The organism is Pseudomonas sp. NBRC 111139 (assembly GCF_001753955.1).
Lineage (GTDB): Bacteria > Pseudomonadota > Gammaproteobacteria > Pseudomonadales > Pseudomonadaceae > Aquipseudomonas > Aquipseudomonas alloputida.
The window spans coordinates 1-18,325 of the sequence record NZ_BCBP01000036.1 but is presented as its reverse complement, the minus strand read 5'-3'; the positions used below and the strand labels follow the sequence as shown (position 1 = coordinate 18,325).

At 61.3% G+C, this 18,325-nt stretch carries 26 protein-coding genes and 1 pseudogene; 24 read left to right on the top strand and 3 right to left on the bottom strand.

From position 1 onward, the window contains the following. Positions 1-346: 346 nt before the first annotated feature. Complete coding sequence (locus BJQ17_RS14540; protein ID WP_232858492.1) at positions 347-604, bottom strand: CII family transcriptional regulator; 258 nt, start codon at positions 602-604, stop codon at positions 347-349. A 53-nt stretch (positions 605-657) separates the two neighbouring features. Next, positions 658-903, bottom strand: coding sequence for a helix-turn-helix transcriptional regulator (locus tag BJQ17_RS14535; protein ID WP_070096224.1), 246 nt, complete (start codon positions 901-903; stop codon positions 658-660). Between the two features lie 121 nt (positions 904-1,024). On the opposite strand from BJQ17_RS14535, the gene BJQ17_RS14530 reads away from it, so the two are divergent. The 21 genes and pseudogenes from BJQ17_RS14530 to BJQ17_RS14445 all read left to right on the top strand — a co-directional run bounded on the left by BJQ17_RS14530 (position 1,025) and on the right by BJQ17_RS14445 (position 13,058). After that, the gene (locus tag BJQ17_RS14530; protein WP_070096223.1) at positions 1,025-1,657 is read left to right on the top strand and encodes a LexA family transcriptional regulator; all 633 of its coding nucleotides are present in this window, start codon (positions 1,025-1,027) and stop codon (positions 1,655-1,657) included. Positions 1,658-1,659: 2 nt separating this feature from the next. Then, the gene (locus BJQ17_RS14525; protein ID WP_070096222.1) at positions 1,660-1,968 is read left to right on the top strand and encodes a hypothetical protein; all 309 of its coding nucleotides are present in this window, start codon (positions 1,660-1,662) and stop codon (positions 1,966-1,968) included. 366 nt (positions 1,969-2,334) lie between these two features. After that, a complete protein-coding gene (locus BJQ17_RS14520; protein WP_070096221.1) occupies positions 2,335-2,667 on the top strand; it encodes a hypothetical protein in 333 nt (110 codons plus the stop codon). A 12-nt stretch (positions 2,668-2,679) separates the two neighbouring features. Further along, positions 2,680-2,922, top strand: coding sequence for a hypothetical protein (locus BJQ17_RS14515; protein WP_070096220.1), 243 nt, complete (start codon positions 2,680-2,682; stop codon positions 2,920-2,922). Between the two features lie 146 nt (positions 2,923-3,068). After that, entirely contained in the window at positions 3,069-3,302 is a 234-nt protein-coding gene (locus BJQ17_RS14510; RefSeq protein ID WP_070096263.1) for a hypothetical protein, read from the top strand. Beyond that, the gene (locus BJQ17_RS31665) at positions 3,299-3,454 is read left to right on the top strand and encodes a hypothetical protein (protein ID WP_175442738.1); all 156 of its coding nucleotides are present in this window, start codon (positions 3,299-3,301) and stop codon (positions 3,452-3,454) included. Before BJQ17_RS14510 ends, BJQ17_RS31665 begins: the two co-directional genes overlap by 4 nt. Then, the gene (locus tag BJQ17_RS31660) at positions 3,444-3,593 is read left to right on the top strand and encodes a hypothetical protein (protein ID WP_175442737.1); all 150 of its coding nucleotides are present in this window, start codon (positions 3,444-3,446) and stop codon (positions 3,591-3,593) included. The genes BJQ17_RS31665 and BJQ17_RS31660 overlap by 11 nt, the downstream gene beginning before the upstream one ends. Then, entirely contained in the window at positions 3,590-3,793 is a 204-nt protein-coding gene (locus BJQ17_RS31095; protein WP_139139782.1) for a hypothetical protein, read from the top strand. Before BJQ17_RS31660 ends, BJQ17_RS31095 begins: the two co-directional genes overlap by 4 nt. Positions 3,794-3,915: 122 nt before the next feature. Then, on the top strand, positions 3,916-4,440 hold the full coding sequence (locus BJQ17_RS14505; protein ID WP_070096219.1) for a zinc-finger-containing protein: 525 nt from the start codon (positions 3,916-3,918) through the stop codon (positions 4,438-4,440). After that, positions 4,437-5,240, top strand: coding sequence for a PD-(D/E)XK nuclease family protein (locus BJQ17_RS14500; protein WP_070096218.1), 804 nt, complete (start codon positions 4,437-4,439; stop codon positions 5,238-5,240). Before BJQ17_RS14505 ends, BJQ17_RS14500 begins: the two co-directional genes overlap by 4 nt. An 8-nt stretch (positions 5,241-5,248) precedes the next feature. After that, positions 5,249-6,268, top strand: coding sequence for a hypothetical protein (locus BJQ17_RS14495; RefSeq protein WP_070096217.1), 1,020 nt, complete (start codon positions 5,249-5,251; stop codon positions 6,266-6,268). Positions 6,269-6,274: 6 nt separating this feature from the next. Further along, a complete protein-coding gene (locus tag BJQ17_RS14490) occupies positions 6,275-6,475 on the top strand; it encodes a hypothetical protein (protein WP_070096216.1) in 201 nt (66 codons plus the stop codon). A 528-nt stretch (positions 6,476-7,003) separates the two neighbouring features. Beyond that, positions 7,004-7,186 (top strand): annotated as a pseudogene (locus BJQ17_RS32120) (DNA translocase FtsK); the annotation flags it as partial. A gap of 320 nt (positions 7,187-7,506) precedes the next feature. Then, entirely contained in the window at positions 7,507-9,249 is a 1,743-nt protein-coding gene (locus tag BJQ17_RS14480) for an AAA family ATPase (RefSeq protein ID WP_070096214.1), read from the top strand. A gap of 65 nt (positions 9,250-9,314) precedes the next feature. Beyond that, positions 9,315-9,926, top strand: a complete 612-nt coding sequence (locus BJQ17_RS14475; RefSeq protein WP_070096213.1) for a 3'-5' exonuclease — start codon at positions 9,315-9,317, stop codon at positions 9,924-9,926. A 41-nt stretch (positions 9,927-9,967) separates the two neighbouring features. Further along, positions 9,968-10,606: a hypothetical protein gene (locus BJQ17_RS14470; RefSeq protein WP_070096212.1), complete on the top strand. Its 639-nt coding sequence runs from the start codon at positions 9,968-9,970 to the stop codon at positions 10,604-10,606. Next, positions 10,603-11,463 (top strand): hypothetical protein, encoded by an 861-nt coding sequence (locus tag BJQ17_RS14465; protein WP_070096211.1) that lies wholly within the window; start codon positions 10,603-10,605, stop codon positions 11,461-11,463. The genes BJQ17_RS14470 and BJQ17_RS14465 overlap by 4 nt, the downstream gene beginning before the upstream one ends. 10 nt (positions 11,464-11,473) lie before the next feature. Then, positions 11,474-12,157: a hypothetical protein gene (locus tag BJQ17_RS14460; protein ID WP_070096210.1), complete on the top strand. Its 684-nt coding sequence runs from the start codon at positions 11,474-11,476 to the stop codon at positions 12,155-12,157. After that, positions 12,154-12,366 carry a hypothetical protein gene (locus tag BJQ17_RS14455; protein ID WP_070096209.1) on the top strand — a complete coding sequence of 71 codons (213 nt, stop codon included), beginning with the start codon at positions 12,154-12,156 and terminating at the stop codon, positions 12,364-12,366. The genes BJQ17_RS14460 and BJQ17_RS14455 overlap by 4 nt, the downstream gene beginning before the upstream one ends. A gap of 52 nt (positions 12,367-12,418) precedes the next feature. After that, positions 12,419-12,742: a hypothetical protein gene (locus tag BJQ17_RS14450; protein ID WP_070096208.1), complete on the top strand. Its 324-nt coding sequence runs from the start codon at positions 12,419-12,421 to the stop codon at positions 12,740-12,742. Positions 12,743-12,779: 37 nt separating this feature from the next. After that, positions 12,780-13,058, top strand: coding sequence for a pyocin activator PrtN family protein (locus BJQ17_RS14445; RefSeq protein ID WP_070096207.1), 279 nt, complete (start codon positions 12,780-12,782; stop codon positions 13,056-13,058). Here BJQ17_RS14445 and BJQ17_RS14440 read toward each other — a convergent pair. Further along, complete coding sequence (locus BJQ17_RS14440; RefSeq protein WP_070096206.1) at positions 13,042-14,169, bottom strand: tyrosine-type recombinase/integrase; 1,128 nt, start codon at positions 14,167-14,169, stop codon at positions 13,042-13,044. The two genes, BJQ17_RS14445 and BJQ17_RS14440, sit on opposite strands and share 17 nt — an antisense overlap. A gap of 100 nt (positions 14,170-14,269) precedes the next feature. On the opposite strand from BJQ17_RS14440, the gene dusA reads away from it, so the two are divergent. From dusA to BJQ17_RS14425, 3 genes are all read left to right on the top strand, one after another. Beyond that, entirely contained in the window at positions 14,270-15,280 is a 1,011-nt protein-coding gene (dusA, locus tag BJQ17_RS14435; protein WP_070096205.1) for a tRNA dihydrouridine(20/20a) synthase DusA, read from the top strand. 156 nt (positions 15,281-15,436) lie between these two features. Beyond that, complete coding sequence (tal, locus tag BJQ17_RS14430; protein ID WP_070096204.1) at positions 15,437-16,363, top strand: transaldolase; 927 nt, start codon at positions 15,437-15,439, stop codon at positions 16,361-16,363. Positions 16,364-16,542: 179 nt separating this feature from the next. Continuing rightward, positions 16,543-18,325 (top strand): alkaline phosphatase D family protein (locus tag BJQ17_RS14425; protein WP_070096203.1); only part of this gene is annotated, 1,783 nt, incomplete at its 3' end.

Genomic DNA, 18,325 nt, shown 5'->3' with positions numbered 1-18,325 from the left:
TGGTTGTTCATCGGTTGCTGATGATTTGGACAAACCATCCCAGTCCGCATGTGGCAGCTGGAAAACCAAGGGTCCGATGGGGGTTACAACACCGATGCTGATCAGGCGATCAACCAACGAACGGACCTTTTGCCTGGTAGGGGATCCAGACTCATGCCGCCCGCGCGTGGGAGCAATATACAGCTCTTCACGGAACATTTGCTCGCTCAATCGGCGAACGACACCAGACACCCCGGTCTTGTAGTCCATAAACCGGCGAATGGCGCAGTACAGCTTGAAGACGTCAGCTGGCTCATCGGCCAGCGCGCTCCACTCTGCGTCATTGATCTGGAAGGCAGGCATGGGCCTATTCCTCGTCCAGCTGGTCAACGTGCTGGACATGCTCCATCCAGCGCTTGGCCTGATGCAGGATCGCTTCGATATCGCGCTGGTTGAAGCAACGCATCTCCATGGGAACGATCTTCAAGTCCAGCACTGCAAGGATCTCTGCAAACTGCTGGAACTTCTCCGGCTTCATGCGGCTGATGGTCGCCTCATCGCAACCCACTGCATGCGCTACCGGGCCATTGCCGACCGATGCAAGCCGCTGCATGAGAACAGCCATGTTCTTGCGGGACCTTACAACCTGGTCCTGGCTTAATTGGGTCGTCGACATAATCAGGCCGCCGCCTCGTCAGTGTCGGCGGTGGCGAAGCGCTCGGGATAGAGGATGTGGATCTCGGTCAAGTCGCCTTCAAAAACCTGAACCAGCTTTTCAGCTAGTGCGGTGGAGGCCTTTTGAGTACCGCGCTCAACCCGGGAGAGGTTTGCCGGATCGACGCGGTCACCCAGCGCAGCCAGGCGGGCCGACACTTCGGCCAGCGTCCAGCCTCTGGATCGTCGTGCTCGTTTCAACGGGGACATGGAATTTGCCTTCTGTAGGGATTGGTTCCAAATCTAGTTTGCGCAATGCGCAAATAAACCGCAAGCGCAATTTGCGCAGTGCGCTTTGCGTATCACGCATCAGGAAAGAAGAATTCACGCCATGGAAATAGGACAGATCATCAGAAAGACGCGTAAGGCCAAGGGCTGGACGCTTGAAGAACTCGCAAACCGGATCGGGACTGATGCCGGCAATGTGTCGCGCCTGGAGCGCGGCCTGCAGGGTGCAAGCAAGGAACTGCTAGCCAAGGTACTGAAAGAGCTTGAGATCAGCCTGAGCCCATCTGGCCAGCTGGACGAAGGGACAAACATCGCCTCCACCCTGCAACCCACACGGAAACACAAGGAGTATCCGTTGATTAGCTGGGTGCAGGCCGGCGACCTCACAGAGTCGCCAAGCAATCTGGGGACCGACTACGAATGGTTCCCTTCCCCCGAGAACGCCACAGATGTTGGCTTCTGGCTCAAGGTGCAGGGTGACTCAATGACCTGTTTAGGCAATCCGAGTTTCCCGGCCGGGTCGTTGATCCTGGTACGCCCGGAATCAGATGTCATCAACGGCAAGTACTACGTTGTCGAAATGCTGGACAGCGGCGAGAAGACCTTCAAGCAGTACGTGGAAGACGCCGGCATCAAGTACCTGCGCCCGCTTAATCCGGGCTATCGTACTATCGAGATCGACGGCAACTGCCGATTCATTGGACGTGTGATAGACACGAAAATGACTGGACTTTAGCTATGCAGGGATCGAGCAAGATATGTGCATCACTCGACAGGCCGGTGAAGCGTATTGGCTTTGTGATTCTGGCTGTAGGGGTTTTTGTTAGCCTCATAGGCTTCATCCAAATCGGGTCTGACCTCTACAAATACCGCTGGGTTGAGAAATTCATCGAAGGTGTATTCGAATCCCTCTGCTTCAATCGGTACAACTTCCGGTTTTACCCAATGGCCTCCATAGGTCCGTACATGGCGCTGGCTGGCCTGTTGTTCTCCTATCTATACGACAGGGGAATCGGTCGCCTACTCGCCTGGGTTCGTAACGGCTAGCCCGTAGCCTTCCGAACAATCCCGCCATCGTGCGGGATTTTTTTTGCCCATTCATTCTGTTTGCGCTTGACGCAAATAAAACTTTGCGCATAATGCAAACCATGACTTGCGCACTACGCAAAATTTGCGAAGGTCATGGGCCTCCAGCGCACACCGCCGAAGAGCCCAGCGCTCTTTACACAACCAGACGATTCACCGCGATGGCTTGGAAAGGCTTTGACGCGCTGGGGGTGGGCAGAAACCCACACTGGCTGCGCCGTATAGACCTCGGGGCCGTTGCTACCTTCCCGCACATGCGGGGCCACGGAACATTTCACTTCTGCACCTGGTGACGGGTGCAGCGGGAAATCGACCGAGGATCACCCCATGAACACCAACTACACCGTCATCCACCCGGATGGCACCGAACTGAACTTGCACATGAACCTGCCGGCGGCGCCGACGCTGCAAACCCTGCGAAGCCTGATCGTGCCGCACCTGGCCGGCGGCGACCTAGAGCAGGTCGGTGTGCTGCACAACGGCAAGGGCACGGACATGTTCGTTGACGAGGAAGGCCTGCTGAAGCGCTTGCCGCGTAACGACAAAGCCACCGCGATCTACCGCGCCCACTACCTCAAGCAGAACCCGGGCGTTGACCCGGAGCAGCTTGGCTTCATCGCCGGCACCGCAGTCATCTTCGATCGCCGCGTCTGGTTCTGACGGGAGAACACAATGGTTACGCCAGAAGTCGCAGAACGCATGTGCAACAAACTGGTTGAGGCCTACATAAACGCCTGCAAGCCAAAGGATCTCGACGATGTGCTCAACCTGACCATGAAGTTGATCAGCATGGCTGGCCTGGCAATCGCAGCCACGCATGGCAAGGAAGCAGCCGTCGAACTCATCCACTCAGTCGCCGAGCACGTTGGCGACAATGCCCACCGCAGCCATGCGGAAATCATCAGCCGCCACTAATTCCCTGACAGCCGGAAAGACGGCCCGGTGCACCTGGCTCCCCCATCACCAGGCTGTATCGGTCGTGACGCTCACCCTCCTCTGGTCCGGGAGGTTCACGGCTTCGAGCGTCACGACCCATGCACGACACCACCGAGGAAACCACCATGTTCAACCAAACCGCACAGAAGGTGTTCGACGAGAGCATCGACCGCGCACTTGCTTTGCCACCGGGCGACTTGGTGGCATCCGAAGCAGAACTCAATTACGCCTCTGGGTTGGTCAGCTACGCGCTGTTCCGTCGCGATATCACCCATGAGCAGGCCGAGCTAATGCACATGCGTGTGCGTGCTGCACGCCAGCGCCGTGTGGCCCTGCTGATACGGCAGACAGCTGCATGAGCGCCTATGACATGTGGCTCGACCCGCCCGACATGGACGAAGAGCCGCAACCCGATGAAGACGATGCCGAGCCGGACGCTTACCCGTTCCAGGCCGGCGACTGGCGCTCGGACGAGCGCGACATCCAACTGGAGCGCCGTTATGAACGCTAAATGCCGGGGCTTCATCGCCCCAAACGCCCAGCAAATGGTTGAAGCCCTGCACCGCCAGGGCTTTTTCATGTTCCGCGACCTGCCGCTCGGCACCACCATCCGCATCCGCCGCGGCATGTTCGTTGTGAGGTTTCCATGACGATGATCTGCGGAAACTGTGGCCGGTACGGCATTCGCTGGATGGGGCCGTTCAACAAACTCACCCACACCGAATGCCCTCACTGCGGCGGCCAGAACTGCCAGCGTGAGGAAAGCCAAGAAGATGCCTGCCGAGAGTGCGGCGCGATTGGCTGCAACGGCGAATGCTACGGCGATGACCTGATGGGTTTTTCGTCGTGACAGCCACCCAACGCCGCCGGCGCCACCTGATCTGGCGCGGCGCCTTCAACTCCCTCCTTGGCTGGACCGGTTGGCTTGCGCTGATCGGGCTGGCTGACGCCATCACCCGATAGGTAACCACCATGCCAATTGATCCTCGGGCCAACAGCCCCGAGCGCCTTGTTGCGCCCGCCCCTCTACCGCATGTCAGCCGTCGCGCACTCAAGCGCGTCAAAGACGCCTTGCCCGCTCCTACAGAGTGCCGCTACTGCGGCGGTCTGGTTTGCCTGGTGAACAACCGCGAAATCTACAACGGTCGCTCCTACGGAGATTGGCCCTACGCATACCTGTGTTCAGACTGCGACGCCTATGTCGGGCTGCATCCGGACACTGACGTACCGCTGGGCACCCTGGCCGACGACGGCCTGCGCGCCGCACGCAACAGAAGTAAGGCACTGTTCCACAAAGTGAAGGAACGCCGTGGGCTTTCGCGCTCTATGGCGTATCAGTGGCTGGCTGGAAGGCTGGGCATCCCCGTCGCCGAATGCCACTTCGGATGGTTCGAGCCGGAGCAGTGCGCGCGGGTCGTTTTCATCTGCAATGCAGATCTTGCCCAGCCAACCGGCATGCAGCAGGCCTTCTTCGAAGCCAAGGTGCTGCGGTCATGAGCATCACGACAATCCGCGCCTCTTCGTGGGGCTCGCTATTCGACTGTGCCTACAAGTGGGAGTACATCCACATTCTCAAGCACCGGTCGCCCAGCAGCGGCCGCTCGCACCTGGGCACCGCCATTCACGCCAGCACCGCAGCTTTCGACGTATCCCGCATGAACGGCAGCAACCTGTCGGCCTACGACACCGCCGAGCTACTGGTGCACACGCTGCGCAACCCAGACCAGGAGATCGACTGGAAGGCCGACAAGCTGACATTGGCCGAGGCCGAGCGTATCGCCCTGCCCTTGCACACCCGCTACTGCAACGAGATCAGCCCTCGCTATGAGTTCGTGGCCGTTGAGCGGACCACCGAGCCGCTGGAGATCGACTGCGGTGGCGGCACCATCATCCGCCTGACCGGCCAGCTCGACCGGTCACGGATCTGCAAAGCCGGTGATGGCAAAGGCATTGCCGACGTGAAGACCGGCGGCGCCGCAGTCGTGGACGGGGTCGCCAAGACAAAGGGCCACTGGGCCCAGATCGGCACCTACGAAATCCTTGAAGAGCACACCACCGGCGAGCCCTGCACCGCACCGGCCCACATCATCGGGCTCAAGACCAAGGGCAAGCCAGAAACCGGCATCGGCGAGATCGTCGGCGCCAAGCAAATGATGGTCGGTACCGATGACTTCCCCGGACTTATCCAGATCGGCGCCGACATGCTGCGCTCCGGCCTGTTCCCGCCAAACCCCCAAAGCTTCCTTTGCAGCGCGAAGTATTGCCCGCGCTGGTCCACCTGCCCTTACCACCAATGAGGTCCACCATGTCGCAACCCACCACCCTGGCGCAGATGCAGACCAGCGCTGTCGCCAAGCCCAACGATGCCCCTATGTCGCTGCTGACTGGTCAAGGCTTTGATCAGATCCAGCGTGTTGCCAAGGCCCTGTCTGCCTCCACCCTGGTACCAGTTCAATACCGGGCGTTTACCGAGAAAAAGGAATACGGTCGCGTGGTCGGCCATGAGCCAAATGGAGCGGGCTTGCCGAACTGCATTGTGGCGTTGAACATGGCGCAGCGTATGGGTGCTGATCCGCTGATGGTCATGCAGAACCTGTACGTGATCGAAGGGCGCCCGTCCTGGTCGAGCCAGTTCATCATCGCCTCGATCAACAGCTGCGGACGGTTCAGCCCGCTGCGCTTCGATATCAGCGAGCCGGGCAAGGCCGAGGAAATCACCTACAGCGCCACGTTCTGGAAGGATGGCAAGAAGGTCACTGAGCAGCGCAAGGCGAAGATCAAGCATCAGACTTGCCGCGCATGGGTGATAGAGAAGGAATCCGGCGACCGCCTGGATGGACCGCTGGTGTCTATCCAGATGGCGATCGAAGAAGGCTGGCTCACCAAGAACGGCAGCAAGTGGCTGACCATGCCAGAGATCATGCTGCGTTATCGAGCCGCCAGCTTGCTGGGTCGACTGTATGCACCTGAACTGCTGATGGGCCTGCAAACCCGTGAAGAGGTCGAGGACTACATCGACGCTTCACCTGACGGTGCCGGTAACTATGCAGTGGATATCAACGATCTGCGAAACAAGGATCCTGAGCCACCGGCGATCATCCAGGGTGACGACGATGCAGGCCTGGTTGTTGATGACGAACCAGTCGCCGAACTGGCCGAAGTGGTAAGCGAAACCCCCAGAAAAGGTAAGAAAACTACCGATTCTGTAAAGCAAACCGCCGAAAACGTCCAGGAAGAGCCGGAACCTGAACAGGTTTCCGACCCTGAGCCGGATGCCGAAGACGATGCCCAGCCGGGCGACACCAGCAACCTGCAGTTCGAGTAAGCCGCCATGGCCGCCCAGACCGTGGAAGAACTGTATGACCGGGTCGAGGAATTCACTTCGCTGCTAGCTGCCGCCGACCTCCACGCGTCAGGCGCCTGGGAACAAGAGTTCGTCGAAAACATGCGGGGCAGCTTCAAGCGCTATGGCCCGCGCACCAACCTGACTTTCTCCCAGCAAAAGAAGCTGGAAGAGATCGCCAAGTACTGAGGATCCCCAATGAAAGCTGAACACAAAGAGTTCATCGACCGCGCCTACCTGCACGGCGTTTCGCCGATGGTCCTGGCACATGAGCTGATGGTGCACGACCTGGTCGAAGCGGCGCTGTTCGAACTGCGCAACATCAAGATGCCATTCCTTCGGCTGGGCGAGGACGATCAGCAGGAAGTGATCGACCGCATCACCGAGAAGGCCAGCGATGTAGTGCGCTCGGCGGTGAGCATCATTGCTGCGCGTGGCGCCACGACCATCGAACTGACCATGAAAGAGGTCAAATTCGACGCCAAGAAGCTGACCGCAACGGGGATCATCGACGCGAAGGCGCCGAATCGGAAAGAGCTGATCGACAGCGCAGGCCACCTCTGCCTGCTGGTGATGGCGCCGGATGATTATCACGAAGGTACAGATTTCGTGAAGCCGGAGCGCGATCAGCATGAACTGCCGTTGAGCGTGTCGGAAATCGTTTCGGGCATGGGCTTGGAACGCCAACGTGAGGAAGAAGAGCTTCCGGATGGGCCTGACTCGCTCTACGACGAAGCTCTGGCCTTCGTCCGCAACACTCGCCGCGCCTCGATTTCAGCGGTTCAGCGCCACTTGAAGGTCGGCTACAACCGGGCAGCACGCATGCTTGAGCAGATGGAAGTCGAGGGCGCGGTTACCGCCATCAACTCCACCGGCGCCCGCGAGGTTATCGCCCAGGCTGAACAGCAGCCTGCTCAGGACGACAGCGACGTTGTCGACGCTGAATGGCCAAGTGACAGCCTGCCAGTCAACAAGGAGTTCGGCGACTTCGACTACAGCGAGGCTGCGCAGATCGTCTCCCTGCACGGCCAGGTCATCGACGCCGCCTGGCTACAGCGCCGCCTGAGCATCGACAGCGACCGCGCCACCTCGCTGCTGCTGCGCCTGTTGGAAAGCAACGTTATTCAGCTGGAAGACGAGGGCGATTCCTCGCTCGAACACACCTACCGCGTCGTTGGCACCCTGGAACAGGCTGTCGACCTCAACCTGGAGTAACCGCTATGCACCTCGAACACATCTTCGTCGAGAACTTCCAGGGCCTGCGCAGCGCCAGCCTGGATTTGGCCACGCCGATCACCCTGGTGGCGGGCTTCAACGGTGCCGGTAAGTCCTCCCTGCGCGAGGCCATCGGCTTCGCCTTGGGCGGCTCCGGCCGCGTCCAGCACAAGAAGGACTACGGCAAGCTGGTCACCGAGGGCGAGAAGAAAGCCCAGATCATCGTGAGCCACGATGGCGCGGCCAGCAGCTTTTCCCTGCCCAAGGGCACAGCCGAGCGCCACAGCGTGCCCGGCGACGACTACCTGCCATTCGTGCTGACGCCCGGGGCCTTTGCAGCCCTGGACGAGAAAGCCCGCCGCGCCCTGCTGTTCAAGCTGACCAAGTCCAGCGCCAAGCCGGACGTTGTTGTGGGCATGCTGGCCAAGCGCAAGGCCAACGCGGATAAGGTCGAGAAGATCAAGCCGCTGCTGTTGAGCGGGTTCGGCGCTGCCCAGGAGCAGGCCAAGGCCTACGCCGCCGAGTCGCGTGGCGCCTGGAAGGCCATCACCGGCGAGCAGTACGGCAGCGAGAAGGCCGAAGGCTGGGTATTTGAGGCGCCGGACACCGTGTCCAACGCCGACGAGCGCGAAGAAGTCTTCAAGAAGCACGCGAAAGTTCAGCAGGACATCGACAACGGCAACCGCTTCATTGGTGAGCAGGACGCCAAGCGCCAGGCCGTTCAAGGGCTGGGCCAGCGTAAAGCCGAACTGGAGGAATCCGCCGGCCTGTACGACCGCGCCGTGGCCAAGCGAACCACCACCGAGCAGGATCTGGCCAAGCTGGAACAGCAGCTGCCCGACCTGCAGGCCCAACTGAAAGACCAGCAGGCTGGCTCCGGCGGTTGCGAATGCCCAGCCTGCGGCGTCGGGCTCAAGATCGTTGGCAGCAAGCTGGAGCTGTACCAGGGCCTGAAGCAGGACACCGCAGCCACCAGCACCCTAGCGCTCGACATCACCAACATGCAGCGCAGCGTCGAAATGCTGCGCCGTACCCTGCAGAACGATATGGCGGCGGTGGCCAAGGCCGAAGCAGCCCGTAACGAACTGAAGCAGCTGGAGGGCCAGCAGGCCGAAGCTTTCGACCAGGGCCGGTACGACCGGTCCATCGAATCGCTGAACGCCCTGCGCAAGCAGGAAGGTGAACTGCGCGCCCAGTACAACGCGCTGTGCGAGGCGGCTGACGAGGCCAGGAACGCGGAGGCCAACACCCAGAAGGCTGCCGGGTACCACCTCGACGTTCTGGAATGGGTGCTGATCGAGAAGGCCCTAGCGCCAGACGGCATTCCCGGCGAGATCTTGGCCGGGGCCCTGCAGCCGTTCAATGCCAGCCTTGCCCGAACTTCAAAGCTCACTGGCTGGCCAGTGGTGCAGGTCTCCACCGAAATGGACATCACCGCCGGCGGTCGCCTTTACCAGCTGCTGAGCGAGTCCGAACAGTGGCGCTGCGACACGCTGTTGGCCCTGGCCATCGCCGTGCACTCTGGCTTGAAGCTGGTGATGCTAGACCGCTTCGACGTGCTGGATCTGCCGGCGCGCGGGCAACTGCTCGGCATGTTGGTCAGCCTGGCCAAGGCCAACGAAATCGAAAGCGCCATCGTGCTGGGCACCCTCAAGGCCAAGCCTGCCAAGTTGCCGCCAGAGATCAGCGCGGTATGGATCGAAGGCGGTGTCGCCCAGCAAGACCAGCCGATGCAGCAAGCCGGCTGACCCCATCCTCTGCAAGACCTACAGGCGCCTCCGGGCGCCTTCTTTTCGCCTACAGGAAACCCACCATGTCCGATTTGATCTGCGTCTTCGATACCGAAACCACCGGCTTCCCGAACTTCAAAGCCCCCAGCGACCACCCGGACCAGCCCCACATCGTCGATATCTGTGCCCTGCTCTACACCCCTGAGGGCGAGCTGGTCGACAGCTTCGAAGCCATGGTCCGCCCGGACGGCTGGAGCATCCCCAACGAAGTCGCTGTGATCCACGGCATCACCAACGAACTGGCCCTGGAGCACGGCATTCCAGAAGCTGTGGCCATCGAAGGCTTCTTGAGCATCTGGAACCAGGCCGGTCTGCGTGTGGCGCACAACGTTTCGTTCGACGACCGCATCATGCGCATCGGCCTCAAGCGCTTCCAGGATGCATGGGTGGCAGAGGCATACCGCGAAGCGCCGAAGTTCTGCACCTGCACCTCGACCACCAGCATCGTGAAGTGCCCGCCCACCGAGAAGATGATCGCCGCCGGCCGTGGCAAGCAGCACAAGCCGCCAACCGTGACCGAAGCACTGAAGTTCTTCACCGGCGAAGACCTAGTCGGCGGTCACCGCGCTCGTCCTGATGCCGAGGCCTGTGCTCGCGTGTACTTCGCACTCCAGGCCTTCCAGTCGGTTGCCTGATCATCACCGCGCCGGGCAACCGGCGCTTGCCGGAGCCAACCATGAAGACCAAACCACCATTGGCCGAGCGCGCGCTTGCCGCCATTGCTCGGTATGAACGCGCGGCCGGCGAACTTGGCGCCATCAAGAAAGGGATCGTGGCAGAGCTGGAGAAGTGTCCGATCACCATTGAGGCGTACCAGGGAAGCAGCATTGACGGCGTATACCGCCAGCAAAGCCAAGCCGATATTGACCGCCTTTGGGATGGATCACGCATTCGTCACCACCTGCACCAGGTGCTCAAGATGCGCACCACCGATGGCGGCGACTACGACATTGAGCGCGGCCTTCACGACTACGAGGTAAAGGACGAGCTGCGCGGCCTTAGCTTCGAAGCGGGCGACCCGTACAAATGCGAGCACTGCCTTGCCGCTTGGCTGCTGATCGAGCGCCGGAAGCTGGTTCGCCAGGAGTTCGGCCGGGCCAAGCGCTTGGTCAGGGCCTTGGGCAAGCTGGCCATCCAGGCCGAGCCTGCTGAGCCAGAAAGATCCTGCGCTGCCAAAGACTGCCAGCTACCTCGCGTCGACGGGACCATGTTCTGCCGCGATCACCAGTCGGTGAAAGGCCGTACCAGGAATGCAGCTCCCCTCACAGCCGAAGGGCTCTCTTTCATGATGCAACAGGATGGGTATCAGCAATGAGCAACGACAAGGCAAAGGTGCTGCGCACCGGCTTCTACACCACCCAGTCGCTGGGCGATAAAGGCTGCATCCGCATCGACTTCAAGTCGCTGGCCGAGCTGCACCAGGCTGACGACGAGCTGCGAGCCTTCATGGCTAGGCCAGCCGAACAGCACCAGGGCGAGCCGGTGTGCTGGGTCAATGATCAACAGCTTCTGCTGTGCAGCAAGTCACCGCGAGTCGTCGAGCCGGATAACCCGATGATGCACAACCTTCCGCGCAACATCGCCGGCAGTGCCCTGCAAAGCGAGTACTGCAACACACCTCTGTTCCGGAGCGCCGATAGTGCCGAGGTTGTCGCCCTGCGCGGCGCATACCTTCGGGCCGGCGAGCGTGAGCACGAATTGCGCACTGAGTTGGCCACCTGGAAGCGCCGCGCCATCGAGGCGGAATCGAAGCTGCGCACCTACGACCCGCAGATCTTGGAGCTGAGCCAGCGGGAAATGGAAGTGCTGCTTGCTGAGCCGCGGCCAACCGAGCTGGTCCTGATGAAATGCGTGCTTTGCGACCAGCTGCAGGCCGACCTGACCAAGCTGGATGAGAAGCTCGACCAGACGCAAGACCTGTTGCGCTACATGGTCTACGACTACCGATCGGTCGTGCAGGCCGGCTACGACAAGATCACCGGGCTTGGCAGCGACTGCGACAGCGTGGACAAGATGCTGGCCGACAACCCGAACTACCAGAAGGCGCTGGCTCTGCTCCTGCCCGACCTTGAAAGCCGGCCGGAAGAGCGCGGCACGCCGGAAACCGAACCCTGCTCAGGCTGCGGAACACCTGGTTGGACCGGCGCCTGCAACAAGTGCGTCCCCTACTGAGGCCAGGGCAATGAAAGAACGTCCAATCTTGTTCAGCGGGCCGATGGTCCGCGCCCTCCTGGAAGGCCAGAAGACAGTCACCAGGAGAGCGATGAAGCCGCAGCCCCAGAAGGCCCCGGCCGATGTAGTTGATGGCGTGCCAAGTTGGGAGTCTCCAACCAACTACGGCGGCGAAGTCCAGATGAACACGCAGCGTGGGAAACCGTGCCCCTACGGCAAGCCTGGCGACCGTCTGTGGGTGCGCGAGACGTGGCTGGAAGACCCAGAGGACGACGGGACCTGGGCCTACACCCAGTACATGGGCTGCAAAGGATCACCGCTTTCAGACATCCCCAAGCGCTCTCAGAAGCCAGATCACTGCATTTTCCGCGAAAGTTGGAAAGGTCCCGGCATGCTTTGGCGCCCCAGCATCCACATGCCGCGCTGGGCAAGTCGCATTCTGCTGGAGATCACCGATGTGCGCGTCGAGCGCCTGCAAGACATCAGCGAGGACCAGGTGCTGGATGAAGGCATTGGCGATCACCGGTTTGAATGTGATCGCCCTGTTGAGCCGGATGGTTACCCGGCGTGCAGTTGCGGCAGCATCGGCTACGTCGATGCATTTGCCGACCTGTGGAGCTCCATCAACGGCAAAGGTGCTTGGGAAGCCAACCCGTGGGTCTGGGTCGTCGAGTTCAAGAGGATCCAGCCATGAGGCCCATTGCCGTCTTCTGGGCCTGCCTCACCGCAGCAGCCTTTGCCTTCCTGATCGGTGTAGTGCTCACCATCTACGCCACCAACCACCGCGTTGCCCAGGCCGATGACCAGCACCCGCCACCACCCGCCGGCGACCAGTTCGACGAAGTGCCGGTGCTGGCCCGGCTGCCGGCCGCACACCTTGCCCCTGTGCGCTTCATTTTCTGAGACCAACCATTAAAAGGCCTGCCGAAATGCGCGGGCGTGGAGAGCTATTGCCATGACGAAAGAAGAACTGGCCAGCCTGCCCGAGAAGGTTCGTATCGCAATCGAGGCAGGTAAGGCTGCAGCCGCAGCCTGCACCAACGATGGTGGAAGCGCCAACCTCGACCGCGTTGTCATTCCAGTTCCTGGGCTTCGCTCCACCCAGCTGCCAGAGCTACCGGGAAAACTGTGGAAGCGCAGCAGCTGGCATCAACAGGGTATTCACCTCGATACGCCGTGGCCTGGCCAGGGCAACCAGCACAGCGCTGGCGTGCAAGCGATGCATGCCTCGCTCAAGGCGCAAGGCGTCGACTGCTACGTCTACTACCAGGTCGATTGACCATCAACATGCCGCCGCCGGCGGCGCGGAGACCAATATGAATACCGCCTTCCTGCTGATGGCCCAGTACAACGGCCGGGCCATCATCCCCATCGACCTGGTCTGTAAGGACTTCTTCGATATCACGCCTACCAAACTCAAGGCCAAGGTGGCCAAGGGCGAAATCAACCTGCCGCTGGTCTGGATGGAGTCGAGCCAGAAAGGTGCACGCGGTGTGCACCTGAACGACCTGGCCGCCTACATCGACGATCAGCACGCCAAAGCCAAGGCCGAGCAGGACAAGCTCATGGGGCGAGGCACTAGACGGGCCTCTTGATCCTCTTCTGGGCCTCGATAACGGGGCCCGTTACCACCTCCTCCAGCATCTCCCACCCTTCATAAGGGTCTCCCTTCCCCCGCAGGTGCGTATAGCGCCGCATCGAGTTCCAATCCCGGTGGCCCGAAACGCTGGCCACGCGCGGAATATCCCACCCTTTTTCGAACAAGCGGCTTACGCCATCGTGGCGCAGGTCGTGGAAGTGCAGGTCATCGATCTGCAAGAAGTGGCACGCCCTGGTGAACGACGCCGATATCGACCTGGAGTTGTACGGGAAGACCTCGTCGGCCACCCGCGGCATCGACTGCAGGATGCGCCAGGCCTCGTCGGGCATATGGCACCACACGTCGTTGCCATACTTCTGGCCCGGGTTCTTCATGTCGGTGATGAGCGCCGACTGTTCCTGGTCGTTGAGCGCATCCCAGCGGATCCGCGTGATCTCCTCCTGCCGCCGGGTCGAGAACAGCGCAAAGACCACCACCCGCACCATGTCGATCTCTTGGCGCCTGGCATCGCGTACCTTCTGGAAGTACTTGATGATGTGCTCCAGCTCATCCATGGTCGGCCGGCGGTTGCGCTCCACGCTCTTGGTGACAGCGCCCATCTTCTTTAATACGCGCCGGGCATCAGGCATCGCCTGCGGGTCAACCTCATAACCCCAAGCTGGCCTGGCCACGGACAAGACGGCGCCGAGGTGGGCAAGGTCGTTGCCGACCGTCTGCGGCTGGATGCCGTCCTTTTCGATCCGGTCCATAGCGTAGTCAACCAGCTTCTGGCTGGTCAGCTGCTGGTCTTCCAGCTCACCAAGCCAGCTTTCACCAATAGCCTTGAGGGTCGCGCGCTTGGTCTTGCCCAGCGGCCGCAGCTTCTCGTACTCCACCAGGTACTTGTCGATCATCTCCTTGATCGTCACGCCCTTGCGGTTGGCCTTCTCGATGGCGCCCGGCTCGTACAGTTCAGCCTCGCGCCTCCTGATCCAGGCCTGCGCCGTTGCCTTCCGGTCGAAGGTCTGGCTTTCCTGATAAACTGCCTTCCCTTCAATCATGATACGGATCTGGGCTGTAAAGCCGGATGACCCGTCCTTGCGCTTGCGCTGCGTGATGGTTCCCATGGATTTGCTACATGACCGATTTGATTTGCTACATTGTAGCAACGCTTGTAGCAAAACCAGCAAAAACCGGAAAAAATCGGCATCAAACAGAGGCCCACAAATGCTACAAAAACAAGCGGAAAACCCCGGAACCTCAGGCGATACGGTAGTTAGGAGGTTTTCTGTTGCACCGATGATGGACTGGACCGACAGACATTGCCGGTTCTTCCTGCGCCTGCTCTCCCGGCAAACCCTGCTCTACACCGAAATGGTCACCACCGGTGCCCTGCTGCACAACGACGCCCACCGTTTCCTGCGCCACGATGCTTCTGAGCACCCGCTGGCCCTGCAACTGGGCGGCAGTGTGCCGGCCGACCTGGCCGCGTGTGCGCGCCTGGCTGAAGAAGCGGGCTACGATGAGGTCAACCTCAACGTTGGCTGCCCGAGCGACCGGGTGCAGAACAACATGATCGGCGCGTGCCTGATGGCTCACCCGGCGCTGGTGGCCGACTGCGTGAAGGCCATGCGTGACGCCGTATCGACGCCTGTCACGGTGAAGCACCGCATTGGTATCAACGGCCGTGACAGCTACGCCGAACTGAGCGACTTCGTCGGCCAGGTGCGTGAGGCCGGCTGCCGGAGTTTTACCGTGCATGCACGCATCGCGATTCTGGAAGGGCTGTCGCCGAAAGAGAACCGCGAGATCCCGCCGCTGCGCTATGACATCGCAGCGCAGTTGAAGAGGGACTTCCCGGACCTGGAGATCGTGCTCAACGGCGGGATCAAGACCCTGGACGAATGCCAGGCACACCTTGAAACCTTCGATGGCGTGATGCTGGGGCGCGAGGCGTATCACAACCCTTATCTGCTGGCCGAGGTGGACCAGCAACTGTTTGGCAGCGATGCGCCGGTGGTCAGCCGTAGCGAGGCATTGGCGCAACTGCGGCCTTACATCGTGGCGCATATGGAAAGTGGCGGTGCGATGCACCACGTTACCCGGCATATTCTGGGGCTGGCCCAAGGATTCAAAGGGGCGCGGCGCTTCCGCCAGTTGCTGTCGGCAGACATTCACAAGGCGGCCGAACCCTTGGCGGTGTTTGACCAGGCCGTGGAGTTGTTGCAGGGGCGGTGACCTCAGAGGGAGGGAACCTCGGGCTTGCTTGCGACTCGAATCTTCACCTTTCGTACAGCCCTGTGCGGGCCAGCGGGTCCGCAGGGTTTCGGCGGCCCTTGAGCGGCTGTCGGGCCTCGGGTAATGTCGAGTAAATGCACAGGACAGAGCACGCCCATGACCTCCAAGCTGGAACAACTCAAGCAGTTCACCACCGTGGTCGCCGACACCGGGGACCTGGACGCCATCACCCGCCTGAAGCCGGTCGATGCCACCACCAACCCGTCACTGCTGCTCAAGGCTGCTGCCATCCCGGGCTACGCCGACCTGCTGAAACAGGTGAAGGCCGACGCCAAGGGTAATGTCGACCTGGCCTGCGACAAGTTTGCGGTGGCGGTAGGCTCGGGCATTCTCAAGGTCATCCCGGGGCGTATCTCCACCGAGGTGGATGCACGCCTGTCGTTCGATGAGCCAGCCCTGCTGAACAAGGCTCGTCAGCTGATCGCCCTGTACGAGGCGGCCGGAGTGGCAAAAGAGCGTGTGCTGATCAAGCTGGCCTCCACTTGGGAAGGCATTCGCGCCGCCGAAAAGCTGGAGAAGGAAGGCATTCAGACCAACCTGACCCTGCTGTTCTCCTTCGCCCAGGCCCAGGCTTGCGCCGATGCCGGGGTGTTTTTGATTTCGCCGTTCGTGGGCCGTATCTACGACTGGTACAAGAAGAGCACCGGCCAGGAATACGTGGGCGCCGAGGACCCAGGCGTGCAGTCGGTCACGCGCATCTACAACTACTACAAGGCCAATGGTTACAACACTGTGGTCATGGGCGCCAGCTTCCGCAATATCGGCCAGATCGAACAACTGGCCGGCTGTGACCGCCTCACCATCAGCCCCGAGCTGCTGCAGCAGTTGAGTGATGACCAGGGTGAATTGCCGCAGGTGCTGAAACCGGGCAACGCCGGTGAAGCCAAGCAGCACCTGAACGAATGCCAGTTCCGCTGGGCGATGAACGAAGACGCCATGGGCACCGAAAAACTGGCCGAAGGTATTCGCCAGTTTGCGCGGGACCAGGAAAAGCTTGAGAAGTTGATGGCTGAAAAGGCCTGATACAGTTCGTGTTTGCCTGACGGGCGGGAAGTGTTCAGTATTTTCCGCCCGTTTTGCTTGCCACGCCTTAGTTGTGTATTGAATTCTCGGGCCTGTTCGCGGGCAAGCCCGCTCCTACACCGATCGATGTAAGGGCGGGCTTGCCCGCGAACAGGCCGCCATAGCCACCCGAGCTGTCGATGACCTCCCCTAACCCGTTGCCCCTCGTTCTCGCCGGCCCGGTACTGCGCCGCCTGGAACCCCAGCGTCTGGCCGTCTGGCTGGTCACTACCCAACCGCTGCAGCCCGCGTTCGTCTGCCTGGCAAGCGAGGCCCACGTCGATTGCCAGGTGGTGCCGATTGGCCAGCATGCCTACGTTCACCTGCTGGACATCCAATTCGCCAGCCCCCTGCCTTGCAACCAGCTGCTCGACTACGACCTGCTGATCAACGGCCAGGGTATCGCCGACTGGGCGCCGCACCTGCTCTACCCGGGCGCCCAGCGCCCAAACCTGGTGCTGCGTGAGCGCCTCGAGCAGTTGCTGCACGGCTCCTGCCGCAAGCCGCACCACCCTGCTGCCGACGGCCTGCTGTGCGCCGACCGGCTGCTGCAGGGGTGCAAGAAGCCCGAAGACCGCCCCGCCGTGCTAGTGATGACGGGCGACCAGGTTTACGCCGACGATGTCGCTGGCCCCATGCTGCGCGCCATCCATAGCCTGATCTCGCGCCTGGGCTTGTTCGACGAGCAACTGGAAGGTGCGGTGGTAGCCGACAGCCAGGCGCTGTACCAGCACCCGGCCAGCTACTACCACCGCGCCGACCTGCTGCCGGCGCTGGAACGCAACGACACCCTGCGCGAACGTTTTTTCGGCGGCAAGCGCAAGCCGATCTTCTCGTCCAGCAACGCCGACAACCACCTGGTGACCTTCGCCGAAGTCATGGCCATGTACCTGTTGGTGTGGTCGCCGGTGCCCTGGCAGCTGGTGGACCTGGGCATCCCCAGCGGGCTCAGCGACGAGCATCAAGCCCGATACCGGCAAGAGCTGCCGCTGATCCAGGGGTTTGCCGACAATCTCGGTCAGGTGGCGCGGGTGATGGCTCACCTGCCCTGCCTGATGATCTTCGACGACCACGACATCACGGACGACTGGAACCTCTCGGCGCAGTGGGAGGAAACGGCCTACGGCCACCCATTCTCGCGAAGGATCATTGGCAACGCCTTGCTCGGCTACCTGCTCTGCCAGGCTTGGGGCAACAACCCGGACGGTTGCAATCCGCTGATCGAACAGTGCCAGGTGCTGACCCGCCAGAACCAGGATGAGCTGATTGGCGAGCTGCTGCGCTTCCAGGGTTGGCAGTTCAGCCTGCCGACAGAACCACCGCTGCTGGTACTGGATACCCGCACCCGCCGCTGGCGCAGCGAAAGTAACCTGGCCAAGCCGTCCGGCCTGCTGGACTGGGAAGCGCTGAGTGAATTGCAGCAAGCACTGCTCGATCATCCCTCGGCAGTCATCGTGTCGCCTGCGCCGATTTTCGGGGTGAAGCTGATCGAGACGGTGCAGAAGGTGTTCAGCTGGCTGGGCTACCCGCTGCTGGTGGATGCCGAGAACTGGATGGCCCACCGCGGTGCAGCGCAGGTCATCCTCAATATCTTCCGCCACTCGCGCACGCCGGGGCACTACGTGGTGCTGTCGGGAGATGTGCATTACTCGTTCGTGTATGAGGTGCTGATTCGCCACCGCCAGCGCAGCCCGCACTTGTGGCAGGTGACCAGCAGCGGAATCAAGAACGAGTTCCCCCGGCGTTTGCTGGATGTGCTCGACCGGCTCAACCGCTGGTTGTATGCGCCGCGCTCGCCGCTCAACTGGTTTACCAAGCGGCGGGAGATGGAAGTGGTGCCGCGCACGCCGAACCATAGCAAGGCGGGGGAACGGTTGTGGAATGGTGCCGGGCTGGGACAGGTGTTTTTTGATGAACAGGGGC

What these genes read in the sequence shown, in the direction of transcription:
- BJQ17_RS14540 (WP_232858492.1), bottom strand. Translation starts at nt 604, where the DNA reads ATGGCTGTTCTCATGCAGCGGCTTGCATCGGTCGGCAATGGCCCGGTA.
- BJQ17_RS14535 (WP_070096224.1), bottom strand. Translation starts at nt 903, where the DNA reads ATGTCCCCGTTGAAACGAGCACGACGATCCAGAGGCTGGACGCTGGCC.
- BJQ17_RS14530 (WP_070096223.1), top strand. Translation starts at nt 1,025, where the DNA reads ATGGAAATAGGACAGATCATCAGAAAGACGCGTAAGGCCAAGGGCTGG.
- BJQ17_RS14525 (WP_070096222.1), top strand. Translation starts at nt 1,660, where the DNA reads ATGCAGGGATCGAGCAAGATATGTGCATCACTCGACAGGCCGGTGAAG.
- BJQ17_RS14520 (WP_070096221.1), top strand. Translation starts at nt 2,335, where the DNA reads ATGAACACCAACTACACCGTCATCCACCCGGATGGCACCGAACTGAAC.
- BJQ17_RS14515 (WP_070096220.1), top strand. Translation starts at nt 2,680, where the DNA reads ATGGTTACGCCAGAAGTCGCAGAACGCATGTGCAACAAACTGGTTGAG.
- BJQ17_RS14510 (WP_070096263.1), top strand. Translation starts at nt 3,069, where the DNA reads ATGTTCAACCAAACCGCACAGAAGGTGTTCGACGAGAGCATCGACCGC.
- BJQ17_RS31665 (WP_175442738.1), top strand. Translation starts at nt 3,299, where the DNA reads ATGAGCGCCTATGACATGTGGCTCGACCCGCCCGACATGGACGAAGAG.
- BJQ17_RS31660 (WP_175442737.1), top strand. Translation starts at nt 3,444, where the DNA reads ATGAACGCTAAATGCCGGGGCTTCATCGCCCCAAACGCCCAGCAAATG.
- BJQ17_RS31095 (WP_139139782.1), top strand. Translation starts at nt 3,590, where the DNA reads ATGACGATGATCTGCGGAAACTGTGGCCGGTACGGCATTCGCTGGATG.
- BJQ17_RS14505 (WP_070096219.1), top strand. Translation starts at nt 3,916, where the DNA reads ATGCCAATTGATCCTCGGGCCAACAGCCCCGAGCGCCTTGTTGCGCCC.
- BJQ17_RS14500 (WP_070096218.1), top strand. Translation starts at nt 4,437, where the DNA reads ATGAGCATCACGACAATCCGCGCCTCTTCGTGGGGCTCGCTATTCGAC.
- BJQ17_RS14495 (WP_070096217.1), top strand. Translation starts at nt 5,249, where the DNA reads ATGTCGCAACCCACCACCCTGGCGCAGATGCAGACCAGCGCTGTCGCC.
- BJQ17_RS14490 (WP_070096216.1), top strand. Translation starts at nt 6,275, where the DNA reads ATGGCCGCCCAGACCGTGGAAGAACTGTATGACCGGGTCGAGGAATTC.
- BJQ17_RS14480 (WP_070096214.1), top strand. Translation starts at nt 7,507, where the DNA reads ATGCACCTCGAACACATCTTCGTCGAGAACTTCCAGGGCCTGCGCAGC.
- BJQ17_RS14475 (WP_070096213.1), top strand. Translation starts at nt 9,315, where the DNA reads ATGTCCGATTTGATCTGCGTCTTCGATACCGAAACCACCGGCTTCCCG.
- BJQ17_RS14470 (WP_070096212.1), top strand. Translation starts at nt 9,968, where the DNA reads ATGAAGACCAAACCACCATTGGCCGAGCGCGCGCTTGCCGCCATTGCT.
- BJQ17_RS14465 (WP_070096211.1), top strand. Translation starts at nt 10,603, where the DNA reads ATGAGCAACGACAAGGCAAAGGTGCTGCGCACCGGCTTCTACACCACC.
- BJQ17_RS14460 (WP_070096210.1), top strand. Translation starts at nt 11,474, where the DNA reads ATGAAAGAACGTCCAATCTTGTTCAGCGGGCCGATGGTCCGCGCCCTC.
- BJQ17_RS14455 (WP_070096209.1), top strand. Translation starts at nt 12,154, where the DNA reads ATGAGGCCCATTGCCGTCTTCTGGGCCTGCCTCACCGCAGCAGCCTTT.
- BJQ17_RS14450 (WP_070096208.1), top strand. Translation starts at nt 12,419, where the DNA reads ATGACGAAAGAAGAACTGGCCAGCCTGCCCGAGAAGGTTCGTATCGCA.
- BJQ17_RS14445 (WP_070096207.1), top strand. Translation starts at nt 12,780, where the DNA reads ATGAATACCGCCTTCCTGCTGATGGCCCAGTACAACGGCCGGGCCATC.
- BJQ17_RS14440 (WP_070096206.1), bottom strand. Translation starts at nt 14,169, where the DNA reads ATGGGAACCATCACGCAGCGCAAGCGCAAGGACGGGTCATCCGGCTTT.
- dusA (WP_070096205.1), top strand. Translation starts at nt 14,270, where the DNA reads ATGCTACAAAAACAAGCGGAAAACCCCGGAACCTCAGGCGATACGGTA.
- tal (WP_070096204.1), top strand. Translation starts at nt 15,437, where the DNA reads ATGACCTCCAAGCTGGAACAACTCAAGCAGTTCACCACCGTGGTCGCC.